The 14158-nt window shown below is 64.2% G+C and carries 12 protein-coding genes and 1 pseudogene; 5 read left to right on the top strand and 8 right to left on the bottom strand.

Going from position 1 to position 14158, the window contains the following annotated elements; translation table 11 throughout:
- Window positions 1–92: 92 nt before the first annotated feature.
- On the top strand, window positions 93–347 hold the full coding sequence (locus WBH99_RS09540) for a hypothetical protein (RefSeq protein WP_424219847.1): 255 nt from the start codon (window positions 93–95) through the stop codon (window positions 345–347).
- Here WBH99_RS09540 and ubiD read toward each other — a convergent pair whose 3' ends face one another.
- Both ubiD and ubiA read right to left on the bottom strand, forming a co-directional pair.
- Window positions 348–1829, bottom strand: a complete 1482-nt coding sequence (gene ubiD / locus WBH99_RS09535) for a 4-hydroxy-3-polyprenylbenzoate decarboxylase (RefSeq protein ID WP_424219846.1) — start codon at window positions 1827–1829, stop codon at window positions 348–350.
- Window positions 1830–2027: 198 nt separating this feature from the next.
- Window positions 2028–2921, bottom strand: a complete 894-nt coding sequence (gene ubiA, locus WBH99_RS09530) for a 4-hydroxybenzoate octaprenyltransferase (RefSeq protein WP_424219845.1) — start codon at window positions 2919–2921, stop codon at window positions 2028–2030.
- A gap of 697 nt (window positions 2922–3618) precedes the next feature.
- Between ubiA and WBH99_RS09525 the strand changes: the two are divergent.
- A pseudogene (locus tag WBH99_RS09525) lies at window positions 3619–4083 on the top strand (NYN domain-containing protein); the annotation flags it as partial.
- A gap of 245 nt (window positions 4084–4328) precedes the next feature.
- On the opposite strand, the gene WBH99_RS09520 reads toward WBH99_RS09525, so the two are convergent.
- From WBH99_RS09520 to aas, 3 genes are all read right to left on the bottom strand, one after another.
- Window positions 4329–5936: a methyl-accepting chemotaxis protein gene (locus WBH99_RS09520; protein ID WP_424219844.1), complete on the bottom strand. Its 1608-nt coding sequence runs from the start codon at window positions 5934–5936 to the stop codon at window positions 4329–4331.
- A 153-nt stretch (window positions 5937–6089) separates the two neighbouring features.
- Window positions 6090–7433 (bottom strand): MFS transporter, encoded by a 1344-nt coding sequence (locus WBH99_RS09515; protein WP_424219843.1) that lies wholly within the window; start codon window positions 7431–7433, stop codon window positions 6090–6092.
- A gap of 69 nt (window positions 7434–7502) precedes the next feature.
- A complete protein-coding gene (aas, locus tag WBH99_RS09510) occupies window positions 7503–9644 on the bottom strand; it encodes a bifunctional acyl-ACP--phospholipid O-acyltransferase/long-chain-fatty-acid--ACP ligase (protein WP_424219842.1) in 2142 nt (713 codons plus the stop codon).
- 318 nt (window positions 9645–9962) lie between these two features.
- Between aas and WBH99_RS09505 the strand changes: the two genes are divergently transcribed.
- Together WBH99_RS09505 and WBH99_RS09500 are read left to right on the top strand one after the other, a co-directional pair.
- Entirely contained in the window at window positions 9963–10577 is a 615-nt protein-coding gene (locus WBH99_RS09505) for a trimeric intracellular cation channel family protein (protein WP_424219932.1), read from the top strand.
- Window positions 10578–10703: 126 nt separating this feature from the next.
- Complete coding sequence (locus WBH99_RS09500; RefSeq protein ID WP_424219841.1) at window positions 10704–10982, top strand: type II toxin-antitoxin system HicA family toxin; 279 nt, start codon at window positions 10704–10706, stop codon at window positions 10980–10982.
- 68 nt (window positions 10983–11050) lie between these two features.
- Here WBH99_RS09500 and recG read toward each other — a convergent pair whose 3' ends face one another.
- Both recG and WBH99_RS09490 read right to left on the bottom strand, forming a co-directional pair.
- On the bottom strand, window positions 11051–13087 hold the full coding sequence (gene recG / locus WBH99_RS09495) for an ATP-dependent DNA helicase RecG (protein WP_424219840.1): 2037 nt from the start codon (window positions 13085–13087) through the stop codon (window positions 11051–11053).
- Window positions 13084–13467: a RidA family protein gene (locus WBH99_RS09490; RefSeq protein WP_424219839.1), complete on the bottom strand. Its 384-nt coding sequence runs from the start codon at window positions 13465–13467 to the stop codon at window positions 13084–13086. Before WBH99_RS09490 ends, recG begins: the two co-directional genes overlap by 4 nt.
- Window positions 13468–13509: 42 nt before the next feature.
- Between WBH99_RS09490 and WBH99_RS09485 the strand changes: the two genes are divergently transcribed.
- Window positions 13510–13842 carry a hypothetical protein gene (locus tag WBH99_RS09485; protein WP_424219838.1) on the top strand — a complete coding sequence of 111 codons (333 nt, stop codon included), beginning with the start codon at window positions 13510–13512 and terminating at the stop codon, window positions 13840–13842.
- A 22-nt stretch (window positions 13843–13864) separates the two neighbouring features.
- Here WBH99_RS09485 and WBH99_RS09480 read toward each other — a convergent pair.
- The coding region (locus WBH99_RS09480; protein WP_424219837.1) for an SPOR domain-containing protein at window positions 13865–14158 on the bottom strand (294 nt) is incomplete at its 5' end.

The raw sequence follows: 14158 nt of genomic DNA, 5'->3' as shown, positions 1-14158 counted from the left end.
TCTGTACTCCCAGAAAGAGAAAATCGTGAAAAAAAAGGTCCCGCGCCGGCAATTCCAGTATGCTGAAAAGACCTCTTGACCGGAACACTCCCATGCGCAAACGACTGCTACTGCCCCTGCTGGCTTTGATGACACTCGCCGCCTGCAGCAAACTGACTCTCGCCAACTATGACCAGTTGAAGCTGGGCATGAGCCTCAAGGAAGTCAGCGCCCTGATCGGCGAACCCGACAAATGCGATGAAACCCTGGCTGTCCGCAGTTGCCACTGGCAACAGGGTGAAAGCAAGGTGGAAGTCAATTTCATCGGCGATCAGGCGATCCTGCTCGATGCCAGCCAGCTGAAATGATCAGAGCCCCAGACGCTCCCAGAGTTCATCCACCCGCTGTTTCACCGCCGCCTCCATGACGATCGGCGTGCCCCATTCGCGGCTGGTTTCCCCCGGCCACTTGTGGGTGGCATCGAGCCCCATCTTGGCGCCCAGGCCGGCCACCGGGGAGGCGAAATCGAGATAGTCGATCGGGGTGTTGCTCACCAGGGTGGTGTCCCGGCCCGCATCCATGCGGGTGGTGAGCGCCCAGATCACTTCCTTCCAGTCGCGGATGTCGATGTCAGCGTCGGTGACGATGATGAACTTGGTGTACATGAACTGGCGCAAAAAGGACCAGATGCCGAACATCACCCGCTTGGCATGCCCCGGATACTGCTTCTTGATGCTGACGATGGCCATGCGGTAGGAGCAGCCTTCGGGCGGCAGGTAGAAGTCGGCGATTTCCGGGTACTGCTTTTGCAAGAGCGGCACGAACACCTCGTTGAGGGCGAGGCCGAGCATGGCCGGCTCATCGGGGGGTTTTCCAGTGTAGGTGGAGTGATAGATCGGCTCGCGGCGCAGGGTCATGCGCTCTACCGTGAAGACCGGGAACTCCGCCTGTTCGTTGTAATAGCCGGTATGGTCGCCATAGGGCCCCTCCAGCGCCGTTTCGCCCGGATGGATCACCCCTTCGAGGACGATCTCGGCCCGGGCCGGCACCGAAAGCTCGTTGCCCAGGCAGCGGGTGAGCTCGGTGCGGGAGCCGCGCAAGAGGCCGGCAAACTGGTATTCGGAGAGGCTGTCGGGCACCGGGGTCACGGCCCCGAGCAGGGTGGCCGGGTCGCAGCCCAGCACCACCGCGACCGGAAAGGGCTGGCCGGGGTTCGCCTGGCAGTGGTCGCGGTAATCCAGGGCGCCGCCCCGGTGCGCCAGCCAGCGCATGATGAGCTTGTTGGGCCCGAGTCGCTGCTGGCGGTAGATGCCGAGGTTCTGGCGCTTCTTGAAGGGCCCCCGGGTGACGGTGAGGCCCCAGGTGATGAGCGGCGCCACGTCGCCGGGCCAGCAGTGCTGGATGGGGAGACGGGTGAGATCCACCGCCGCTCCCTCCCACACCACTTCCTGGCAGGGGGCGGAAGACACCTGTTTGGGCGCCATGGCGAGCACCTGTCTTAGGAGCGGCAGCTTGTCCCAGGCTTCCCTCAGCCCCCGGGGTGGATCCGGCTCTTTCAGATAGGCGAGGGTCTGTCCCACTTCCCGCAGGGCGGTTTTCCAGTCCTCGCCCCGTTCGCCGCCGGCGCCCATGCCCATCGCGACCCGCTCGGGGGTGCCGAACAGGTTGGTGAGCACCGGCAGGCTGTGGCCCTTGGGTTTCTCGAAGAGCAGGGCCGGGCCGCCGGCGCGCAGCACCCGGTCGGCAATCTCGGTCATTTCCAGGTGGGGGCTGACTTCGACGCCGATGCGCTTGAGCTCCCCCCGGGTTTCCAGTTGCGCGATGAAATCACGCAGATCGCGGTAGTGCATGAAGACTTCCGTTGTTCCGAAGCAAGGAACGATGCCCCAAGCCGCCCACATTTGCAACGGCTGCCCACATTCCCGGAGCAAAAAATGAGCGGGCCGGCCAGCGCCACCGTTTCAGGCACGGGCTGTTCCAGCATGCGGCCCTGGCCCTGCAGCGGCTGCGGGAGGCCAGACTTCATGGCCTGGCTCCAGGTCCGGAACTCAGAACGGCAGGATGCCCCGTCGGCCATAATCCAGGACGATGCCGGCAAAGATGGCCGCCCCGACCCAGTTGTTATGCAGGAAGGCTTTGAAGCACCCGGGACCCTGGCGCTCCCGGATCAGGGTGTAGTGATAAACCGCCAGAGCAGCCGCCACCAGCAGCCCCCCCACAAAAGCCCAGCCCAGCCCCGCCTGCATCCCCACCCAGGCGATCAGGCCGAAGGCGGCGGCGTAGCAGAACATCACCGCCAGCAAGTCGAAGCGGCCAAAGGTGATGGCCGAGGTCTTGATGCCGATCTTCAGGTCATCAGGCCGATCCACCATGGCGTATTCGGTGTCGTAGGCCACCGCCCAGAACACGTTGGCCAGCAGCAACAGCCAGGCCTCGGTGGGCAGGCCGCCCTGCTGCGCCGCATAGGCCATGGGGATGCCAAAGCCGAAAGCGATGCCCAGATAGGCCTGGGGAATGGCAAAAAACCGTTTGGTGAAGGGATAAGAGCCCGCCAGGAAGGCGGCCACCACGGCCAGGCCCAGCAGCAAGGGCGTGGCCAGGGGCAGGATCAGCAGCAGGGCCGCCAGGGTGAGGCCTGCCGCCAGCAGCAGAGCCTCGCGGGGGCTGACCCGGCGCGCCGCCAGCGGCCGCTCCCGGGTGCGCGCCACATGAGGGTCGAAATCCCGGTCGGCATAATCATTGATGACGCAGCCAGCGGAGCGCATCAGCACCGTACCCAGGGCAAACACCCAGACCCAGACCCAGCTCGGACGCCCCCCGGAAGAAAGCCACAAGGCCCAGAAGGTGGGCCAGAGCAGCAACAAGGTGCCAATCGGCTTGTCCAGCCGCATCAGACGCTCGTAGTTATCGAGCTTTTCACGGATTTGAGCTAAATTTTTCACAGCCATGTCACAGGAGCGGTAAATCGTGTGCACCATTCGAATGCGGGGAGCTTACCAGTATCAAGCTCAGGCATGAAGAATGAAGCGCGGGATTCCCGCCCTAGTCCAGGACCCTCGAGACTCGTCGCGACGCTGAAAAATGAACGCGCCCGGTGGAGCGGGAGATGGACACCGGCGCCTTCACCCCGCGCGACGAGTTGAGCAAGAAACTGGCAGCGCAGACCGTCCAGCCGTCCAGCCGTCCAGCATCACCAGGCAGTGCCGAATCGCCTCTACAAGGCCGCAGCGCGAGATTTCGGCATCCCCTTGCCACGCGGCAACCCGGTGGCCGCCGTGCGCATGTCGACGATCTCCAACGCCCGCGATCGGCGGCGGGAGGGGGATGAGGAATGAAGCCGTCCTCGATGGTCTTCCACGTCACATTGCCGGGCGGGTTTTCAATACCTGCACGATACCTGCACGATACCTGCACGATACCTGCGCAATACCCGCGAAACCGCCATGACGAAGGAATTTCAGCGCGCAGCCAAGCGGGCCGGCACACTGGATTGCATGCCTAAAACCGGATATTGAAATTCCGCCACACTGGATATATACAGACTCCATTGCTGTCGTGACCACTACGTTATCTGGCGCGGCAGCCTACACAAAGCCCCGAAAGGGGCTTTTACTTTTCTGACTCCGAAAGGAATCAGCGATGGATCGCTATGCGATTTTTGTTGATGCCGGTTATTTTTTCGCTGCTGGGGCGCAAGCTGCATTTGGTAGTTCAGTCCCACGAAAGCAGGTCTCCATCAAATCCCCGCAGCAACTGTTCTCTGCCTTGTGCGCAGAAGCATCTGCCATCTCGGACAATCTGCCGTTGTTGCGTGCCTCGTTGTTGCGTGCCTCGTTGTTGCGTGCCTATTGGTACGATGCCATGCCAGGCCCGAGGCTGTCTCTAGAGCAAAGCAGCTTAGCCGTACTTTCCGGCATCAAGCTACGTCTCGGCGCACTAAATAGTGCTGGCGAGCAAAAAGGTGTCGATTCCCTGATTGTCACCGATCTCATCGACCTTGCTCGAAATGGTGCCATCGCTGACGCTGTATTGGTTACAGGCGATGAAGACCTCCGCATAGCGGTTCATGTCGCACAATCCTTTGGCGTCCGAGTTCACATCCTTGCAGCAGGCGATCCGGGGAAAAATGTGAGTCCAGCACTCCAGATGGAGGCCGATTCAGTCAACGCTCTGGATGGCAACTGGTTCTCGAAATACCTTGACCACATCGCCCCCAAGAATGGACTGGCTCCGACCAGCGGAAACAGCACGAAAACCGCAAAAAGGGTAGCCATGGGGCCACGGCGGCAGGCATCGGCGTCAAGTGCAGCGTGGTCTGTCGGCATGCCTGACCCCGCCCGGAAGCCGCTTCAGATGCGAAAGTGGTTCACCGTCTCGCTCAGGTTGCGGGCCAGGTCCTGCAACTGCCTGGCCGCCCCGGCGCTTTCCTGGACGGCCGCCGCGTTCTGTTCGCTGATCTGGGCGATCAGTTCCACCCGCTGGGCGATTTCGGTGCTGGCCGAACTTTGCTCCCCGAGGGCCTCGCCGATTTCATTGACGGAGGACAACACCTTTTCCGCATAGCCATGCAGGGCGGAGATGGTTTCGCCCGCCTGGGCCACCTCGGCAGATTCGGAACTCACCAGGCGCACGCCGTCCTCCATGCGCTCCACTCCCTGCTGGATGCCGTTACGGACCACATCCACGGTCGCCGCGACTTCCACCGTGGACTGGGCGGTGCGCTCGGCCAGCTTCCTCACCTCGTCGGCCACCACGGCAAAGCCGCGGCCCTGCTCCCCGGCCCGGGCGGCCTCGATCGCCGCATTCAGGGCGAGCAGATTGGTCTGGTCGGTAATTTCCTTGATCACCCCGACAATGGCGGCGATCTTCTCGGACTCCCGCTCCAGGGTGGAGATCACCTGGGCCGATTCGGTGACGGAATCCGCCACCCGGCCCATGCCCTGCACCACCTGGGCCACCACCTCGTTACCCTGGCGGGACAGTTCGCCGGATTTCTGGGCATAGTCACGGGCCTCCCCGGAGTGGTCGCGGACCAGGGTAATGCCCACGGTCATTTCTTCCATGGCCGCCGCCACGGCCGCCACCGCCTCACTCTGATGCGTGGAACGCTCCGCCACGGCACTGGAACTGCGGTTGAGCAGATCGGCTGCCTCCAGCAGGGAATCCGCATTCTGGCGAATCTGCCCCACCAAACCGGCCAGTTGCCCCTGCATGGTGGCCATGGCCGCCATGACGCTGCCGGCCCGGGGGTGATCCATCGCAACCGTCAGATTGCCTGCCGCCACCTGCTCCGCCACCCGTTTCACTTCGGAAGGATCGGCCCCCAGCTGCTGCCCCACGGTCGATAGCAGCCGGGTCAACATGACGACGGCGACCACCAGACTGGCCAGCACCAGCACCCCCACCAGGATTTCGGAACGCTCGATGGCGGCAATGCTGGTCTGCTTGCTGCGCTCGATGTCCTCCTTCATCACTTTCATCTGCTCTAGCAGATGGGCGCGGATCTGCCGCCACAGCGGGGTTTCCTTGCTGTTGATGAGTTGTATGGCGCCGGCCTGATCACCGCTCACGGCAACGGCCACCACCTGTTCGATCAGTTGCCTGCGCGCCTGGGCCAGCCCATTGACCTGGGCCAGCACCCCGGCCAGGGGGCTGCCGGCCGGCACCAGGGCCTGGGCGGCCTGGGCGTACTGGCCGAATTCTTCCAGCGCCTTGGCCAGATTGGCGTGGCCGGTCTTGTTGGCCGGGTCCAAAGTCACGTTGCGCAGGGCCTGGCCGCTTTGCAAACCCTGGGCATATATGCCGACAATGGCCCGCTCCAGGGCCATGTCCACCTCCAGATGCCGGATGAAAGTCGCTTTCGAGAGATGCAGACCATACAAGGCCACCCCGGCCGCCACCAGGAACAGGGCAAAGACCAGCACCATCGCCGCCGTGATGCGGGTTTTCAGATTCATCGTCACTCCTCGCTGGCAGGCGGGGCCTGCTCCATACTGGATCAAAAGACATCAGCAAAACAACACTTCCGGGAAGGATGATAAACAGAATGCTGAATTTTCAGAAACCGATTTGTCACAAACCCATTCCCGCCCATTCCCGCCCATTCCCGACTATTCCCGCCGCAGGCCCAGGCAGATCAGTCCCCGGCGGATGAAGCCGGGCACCACCGTGCAAAGGCAGAGGGCGATCAGTCCATTGACCCCGGCTGCCAGGGCGAACAGGGCGGGAATGCCAAGGCCCCCCGCGAGCAGGGCCACCGCCCCCAGAGCGCCAGCCACCATGAACAGGGCATTGAGAATATTGTTGGCCGCAATGATCCGGGCCCGGTGGCCGGGATGGCTGCGCTGCTGCACCAGGGCATACAGGGGCACGCAGTAGAGGCCGCCGCTGGCGCCCAGCAACAGCAGGTCGAGCAACAGGCGCCAGGTGCTGCCCTGGCCCAGCAGCACCGCGAGAGGTAGAACCTCCCCGGCCGGGGCCCGGCCCATCGAGGCCCAGGCGAAATCCAGTCCGGACAGGGTCATGCCCAGAGCCCCCAGGGGCACCAGAGCAGTCTCCACCTTGTGGCGCGACAGCTTTTCGCACAGCAGGGAGCCTCCGCCAACCCCCACGGAAAACACCGCCAGGAGCAGGGTCACCATGCCCTCGCCGCCCCCCAGCACTGACTTGGTGTAGGCAGGAAACTGAGCCAGGAACAGCGCACCATAGAGCCAGAACCAGGAGATGGCGAGGATCGACAGGAACACGGAATGATCGGCCCGGGCAAAGCCGATGCAGCGCCAGGTTTCCGTCAAGGGATTGGGGTTGATGCGCAGCGCCGGCTCCGGAGCCGGCGCATGGGGAATGCCCCGGCTGGCCAGGTAACCCAGCCATGCCACCAGCAGGCTCACCCCGGTGATCCAGGCCGTGCCCCCCTCCAGCCCGGCCAGCAGGCCGCCGCCGAGGGTGCCAAGCAGGATGGCAACGAAAGTACCGGCCTCCACCAGGGCATTGCCGCCCACCAGTTCATCGGGGCGCAGGTGCTGGGGCAAGATGGCGTACTTGACCGGGCCGAACAGGGTGGATTGCAGGCCAAGCAGGAACAAGGCCGCAAGCAGCAGCACCAGGCTCTCCAGGGCAAAGCCCACCCCGGCCAGCAGGATGATGGCGACTTCCAGGATTTTGGTGAGCCGGGCCAGCAGCGCCTTGTCGAACTTGTCCGCCAGTTGCCCGGCAGTGGCCGAGAACAGGAAAAAAGGCAGGATGAACAGCCCCGCCGCCAGATTGGCCAGCAGCGAAGCATCGAGGCGGGTCCAGGAAGCCGCCTGAAAGGTAAGCAGCACCACCAGCGCATTCTTGAACAGATTGTCATTGAAGGCGCCAAGGAACTGAGTGGCGAACAGCGGGCCGAAACGGCGGTCGGCGAGCAGGGTGAACTGGGAATGCTCGCGCTTGTCTTGCCGGGCTTCATTCATGTTCAGGCAGCCTCAAAGAAACGGTAGGGGGCAAAGACAGACGCGGGGAAAGGATGAGGGTGATTCATCTCAGACCGCCTCCGCCATGCATTTCAGGGTCACATAGTCGATCTTGCCGGTGCCCAGCAGGGGCAGGGCGTCGACGCGCACGATCTTGCGCGGCACCGCCAGCTCCGCCACGCCCAGGTCCCGGGCCCGGAGCTGCAGGATTTCCCGGTTCAAGTCCGGATCCGTGGTAAACAATACCAGGGCTTCACCCTTGCCCGGATCGGGCTGGCTGGATGCCGCATGGAGAGCCGACGGGGACGCAGCAAGCGCCAGCTTTTCCACCACTTCCAGGCTCACCATTTCCCCGCCCACCTTGGCAAAGCGTTTGACCCGACCGATGATCTTCACGAAACCGTCTTCATCCAGTTCCACCACATCGCCCGTCTCGTACCAGCCCGCGCCCAGCCCGGACCCGGGGTAGTGCAGGACGCCCGGCTGTTCCACCTTCAAATAGCCGCTCATCAGGTTGGGTCCCTTCACATGCAGGATGCCGCCGCCCGCCATCCCGGGCACGGGCACCAGGCGATGCTCCACACCCGGCAGCAACTGGCCGACCGTGCCGGTACGGTAGGCCATGGGGGTATTCACGGCCAGCACCGGTGCGGTCTCGGTGGTGCCGTAGCCTTCGAAAATGCGCAGGCCGAATTTCTCGAACCAGAGGCCCCGCACCGGATCCGACAGCTTTTCCGCCCCGGCAATCACATAGCGCAGGCGGTAAAAGTCGTAGGGATGGGCGAACCTGGCGTAATGGCCCAGGAAGGTGCTGGTGCCAAACAGCACCGTGCAGCCCCGGTCATAGGCCAGTTCGGGAATCACCCGGTAGTGCAGGGGTGAGGGGTACAGGAACAGGCGGGCCCCCGACAGCACCGGCAACAGGGTGCCGGCGGTAAGGCCGAAGGAATGGAAGATGGGCAAGGCATTGAGCACCTTGTCGTCGACGGAAAAATCCACCACGGCGCGGATCTGGGCGATGTTGGCCAGGATCGCCCGGTGCGAGAGCTCCACGCCCTTGGGCTTGCCTTCGGAACCCGAGGTAAACAACACCACTGCCGCATCCTCGGGGGAACCCGGCAATTCGACTCGGCGCGGGAACCACAGGGCCCAGGCCATCAGCCAGAGCTTGTCACCCAGACCGATGCTGGCACGCAGGTCTTCCAGATACAGCCGCTCGACACCCTGCAAGGCATCCAGCTTGCCGGCCAGTCCGGCCTGTTCCACAAAGGCCCGGGAAGTCACCAGGGTCCTGACCTCGGCGGCAGTACAGGCGGCCTGCATGGCCTCGCTCCCCGCCGTGTAATTGAGCATGGCCGGCACCCGTTGCAAGGCCGGCAAGCCCAGGATCAAACCCAGGGTGGGGGCCAGATTGGGCAGCAGCAACCCCACCCTCTCCCCCGGCCGGGTCTGGCGCGCCACCAGACGGCTCAGCATCAGGGTCATCTTGAGCAGCTCGTGAGCGGAATACTCCACCTGCTTGATGTCCTCCAGCATCCGGCGGCGGCCATGAATCTGCATCACATCGCAGAAGCTGGCATAGAGGGTCCGGGGGGAATGGGAGGCGAAGATCATCTCCTGCATCAGGCGGCGCATGGCCTCTCCGGCCCGGTGCCGACGCAGTTTGGCCGTCGGCGCATCCGGCCAGGGGAAGGTCCGGGGGGGCAGGATGGTCAAGGTGATGCGGGGAAAAAATTGCTTGGGATGCCGGCCGGAAAGCCGGGAAAAATGGCTGCGCGAAGGGCCATCCAGACACACCGGCAACAGGGTGGCCCCGGTCCTGGCGGCCACGAAGGCCGGGCCGTCATAAACCTTCATCAGGCTGCCGGTCAGGGTGATGCGCCCCTCGGGGAAAATCACCACGGGGCGCCCCGCCTCCAGCAACCGGATCACCTTCTTCATGGCCATGGGACTGACGGGGTCCACCGTCAGATGCTCGGAGAGCTTCAGCACCAGGCGGAAGATGGGATTGTTCACCACTCCGGTATGAACCACGAACACCGGGTCCTCGATGGGCAGGAACAGGCCCAGCAACAGGCCATCCAGAAACGACACGTGGTTGGCAATCACCAGCAGAGGCCGGGCTTCGAGTGCCTCCGGCTGCCCCCGCACCTGTACCCGGAACAAGAACCGGATGACGCCTCTGAGGAGGGAGCGAAACAGGGTTTTCATGATTTTCCTTTTGCCCCAGACCGGATTCAACACGCATCATGATCGAAAACTCCGCTACCTTAGCGCAAAAAAATTCCAGGGACTCACTTGCTTGACACGCATTCCCCTGAATCCCGATAATCGCCGGCCCCGCAGGAGCGCGCCGGATGCACAGGCTTTGCCGCAGGCGCCAGCTCCCATGATCGCGCAGGTAAAAAAGACAGGGGGAGCGACGTCACGGCAGCATCCGCAGCGAGGCTTCCCCATTTTGACGGAGTCTCTTCCATGCGCGATGGTCTCGCCCAGATTTTTCAACCCCTTGCCACCCAGCAATTCGACCTGCTGCCGCTCATTTATCTGATTGCCATTACCGCCGAAGCCATGTCCGGCGCCCTGGCGGCCGGTCGCCGCGACATGGATTTCTTCGGGGTGGCGGTGATTGCCTTTGTCACCGCCCTGGGCGGCGGCACCATCCGGGATGTCGTCCTGGGACACTATCCCATCGGCTGGACCCAGCATCCGGAATATGTTTACCTGGTGATTGCCGCCGGTCTGGCCACCACCTTGCTCGCACACTTCATGCACCACATGAAAAGCATCTTCCTGATGCTCGACGCCCTGGGCCTGGTGGCCTTCTCCCTGATCGGCTGCAACGTGGCGTTACCGCTCGATTACCCGGTGGTCGTGGTAATCATGGCCGGCATGATCACGGGCATCTGCGGTGGCATCCTGCGCGATGTGCTGTGCAACCAGGTGCCCGTGGTGTTCTGCCGCGAGTTGTATGCCAGCGTCTCCCTCTTGGTCTGCGCCTTGTTCCTCGTCCTGCGCCACCTGGGCGTCGATGCCGATCTCACGACCGTGATCTGCTTTGCCGCCGGCTTTGCCTTTCGCATGCTGGCGCTACGCTTTGGCTGGAAACTGCCGACCTTCTCCTATCAGCAGCGCTGGGATTAAATGATCCAGGCGAATGACCCAAGCGGACGATCCAAGCGGCTGACCCATGCGGCCCTGTGCGCCGCAAATCGGCTACTATCGGAAACATACTGTACATACCGTACCCGCATTTCGAGGGAGCCCGCCATGAGCCACAAACACCTGCATACCCTGGAAGCCATTTTCCATGACCCCTCGCCCAACAATTTGCAGTGGCACGAGGTGGAATCCTTGCTCAACCATCTGGGCGCCCAGATCGAGTCCAGCCACGGCGCCCGCTTCAGGGTGCTATTGAACGGTCATGAGTTCATTTTGCACCACCCGCACCACAGCAACGAGTTTGCCCGCCCGGATGTGAAGCGCCTGCGCGAATTCCTGGCCGCGGCGGGGGTCAGTGTATCGGCCTACGCGGCCCAGCAGACTTGAGCCGGACCGGGTTTTCGAAACCGGGAATCCCGCGGCTGCGGGTATGGCTCCCCCTCAGCGGGGCCGCATCAGACCTTGAGCATTTCCTCGCGCCCGCCCAGCCAGCGCTCCCGTTGCAGGGCCGCTTTGGCCGGCGCCTGGGCAAGCAGATCCTCGGCCAGTTCCCGGGCCAATTCCACCAGGTCCGCATCCCTTTCCAGATCGGCATAGCGCAGCAGGGGCACCCCGCTCTGGCGGCTGCCGACGAATTCGCCCGGCCCTCGTAGCTGCAGGTCCTGGCGGGCGATTTCGAAGCCGTCCGTGTGTTCGAAGATGATCTTCAGGCGGGATTTGGCGGTGTCGGACAGGGGTTCGGCATAGAGCAGGATGCAGACGCTCTCGTGGAGGCCGCGCCCCACCCGGCCGCGCAGCTGATGCAACTGGGAGAGGCCGAAGCGCTCCGCGTGTTCGATCACCATCAGGCTGGCATTGGGCACATCCACCCCCACCTCGATCACCGTGGTCGCCACCAGCAGATCCACTTCGCCGGCAGCAAAGGCCGCCATCACCGCCTGCTTTTCCGGGGCCTTGAGGCGGCCATGGACCAGGCCGATGGAGATTCCGGCCAGTTCCTGCTGCAGCCAGGCATGGGTCTCCAGGGCGGTCTGCAACTGCAGGGCTTCGGATTCCTCGATCAGGGGGCAGACCCAATACACCTGGCGGCCCTCCCCGACCTTGCGGCGCACATAATCCATCACTTGATCGCGCCGGTCGTCCCGGGCCAGACGGGTGCGGATCGGGGTGCGGCCCGGCGGCAGTTCGTCCAGCACCGACACATCCAGATCGGCGTAATGGCTCATGGCCAGGGTGCGGGGAATCGGGGTGGCCGACATCATCAACTGATGCGGCGTGCCGCCCTTCTGGCGCAGGGCCAGGCGTTGCTGGACACCAAAGCGGTGCTGCTCGTCGATGATGACCAGGCCCAGGCGCCCGAAATCCACCCCTTCTTGAATCAGGGCATGGGTGCCCACCACCAGCCCGGCCTGCCTTGCTGCTTCGATCTGCTCACGCCGGGCCCTGGCCTTGAGGCTGCCGGTGAGCCAGGCCACGCTCACACCCAGGGGTTCGAGCCAATCCTTGAGCTTGAGATAATGCTGTTCCGCCAGGATTTCCGTCGGCGCCATGAAGGCGGCCTGCCAGCCTGAAGCAATGGCCTGGCAGGCCGCCAGGGCCGCCACCAGGGTCTTGCCGCTGCCCACGTCGCCCTGGAGCAGGCGCTGCATGGGATGGGGCTGGGCCAGGTCGGCGAGGATCTCGGCCTCGACCCGCTCCTGGGCGCTGGTAAGGGCAAAGGGCAGCCGGGCCTTGAGTTGCCTGGCCAACTCGCCGGAACCGGTGAGGGGTGGCGCCCCCACTTCGCGCCGGGCCAGATAGGCCTGGCGCAGGGAAAGCTGCTGGGCCAGCAGTTCGTCCAGCTTCACCCGCCGCCAGGCCGGGTGATTGCGGGTTAAAAGGGCTTCCAGGGAATCACCGGGCCGGGGGCCGTGCAGGGCCCGGATCGCCTGCCACAGGGTGGGCAGGCGGTGCCGGGCAAGGCATTCCGGCGCCAGCACTTCCTCCAGGGCCGGGCCGGAAAGGGCGCGAGCGATGATCCGGGAGAGGGCCGACTGGGCCAGCCCCGCCGTAGTGGGATACACCGGGGTCAGGGCCTCGGGCAGGGGCGTGTCTGCCCGCACCTGGCGCAAGCGGGGGTGCACCATCTCGGCCCCGAAGAAGCCGTTGCGTACCTCACCCAGGCAACGCACCCGGTGGCCAGGCAGGAGAGCCTGCTGCTGACTGGCGTAGAAGCTGAGGAAGCGCAGGATCAGGCGGCCGCTGCCATCGTCCAGCACCGCCACCAGCTGCCGCCGGGGGCGCAGCTGCACCTCGCAGGACAACACCTCGCCTTCCACCTGCACTCCCCCCACCCAGGGAGCCTGGGCAATCGGCGTGATGCAGGTTTCATCCTCGTAGCGCAGCGGCAGGTGCAGCAGCAGGTCTTCCCGCCGCCGCAGCCCCAGCCGCTTGAGCAACGGTTCGAGGCCGGAGCCCCTTTTGGGGGCGGGAGCCGCCGCCCCTTTTTTCATGCGCCCAGACACATCACCGCATCGGCTTCCACCAGGGCGCCCCGGGGCAGTTCCTTGACGCCGACGGCAGCCCGGGCCGGGAAGGGCGCGCTGAAATAGCGGGCCATGGCTTCATTGACCTTGGCAAAATTACCCAGGTCGGTGAGGAAGACATTGAGCTTCACCACGTCGGCCAGCGCCCCCCCGGCGGCTTCGGCCACGGCTTTCAGGTTCTCGAAAACCTGGATGATCTGGGCGTCGATGCCATCTGCCAGGGTCATGGCCGCCGGGTCCAGGCCGATCTGGCCGGACAGGTAGATGGTGTCGCCCACCTTGACGGCCTGGGAATAGGTGCCGATGGCGGCCGGGGCCTTGGGCGTGGAAATGATCGTTTTGCGCATGGCGGGGTCTCAGTTCTGAGTGAAAGAAAAGAGGCATGTTAAATGAGCACACCCATAATCCAAAACCTGGAAAAACTGCTGGATGGCCCCCGGGATGGCGCCCTGCTGCGTTACGGTCTGGGTAATGAGTGGCTAAAGGCGGGAGACATGGCTAAAGCGGCGCTGCATCTGGGCGAGGCGGTGCGCCGGGACCCGTCTTATTCCGCCGCCTGGAAGCTGCTGGGCAAGGCCCTGGCGGCCGACGCGCAGCCGCAAGCGGCGCTGCAGGCCTACCGCCAGGGCATCGCCACGGCAACGCAGAAGGGCGATGTGCAGGCCGCCAAGGAAATGACGGTGTTTGCAAAACGGCTGGAAAAGCAGCTGGCCGGATCATGAGCCCACCGGCAAGCCTGGCGGATCAGCGCTGGACGAGCGGCAACACCACCCCGTCGATGCCGACGGCCTTCATCTTGGCCCGGACCGCGTCGGCCTCGGCCTGGCTCTTGAAGGGCCCCACCTGAACCCGGGCTTCGATGGTGGAAGGGATGCCGTGCAAGGCGAGTCTGGCATGCAGTTCCTCAGCCCGCTGGGTGCTGGTGAACACCCCGGCCTGGACCACGAAACCCGAGAACAGCCGCGGCGCCACCGGCGCAGGCCGGGGGCTGGGGGCAGGAGGAGGGGCGGGGATCGGGACCGGCGGCTTGACTGGCAC

The sequence above is a fragment of the Azovibrio sp. genome, assembly GCF_049658005.1.
Classification (GTDB): Bacteria; Pseudomonadota; Gammaproteobacteria; order Burkholderiales; family Rhodocyclaceae; genus Azovibrio.
The sequence above is the reverse complement of the archived record's forward strand: the minus strand, read 5'-3'. Positions and strand labels throughout refer to the sequence as shown.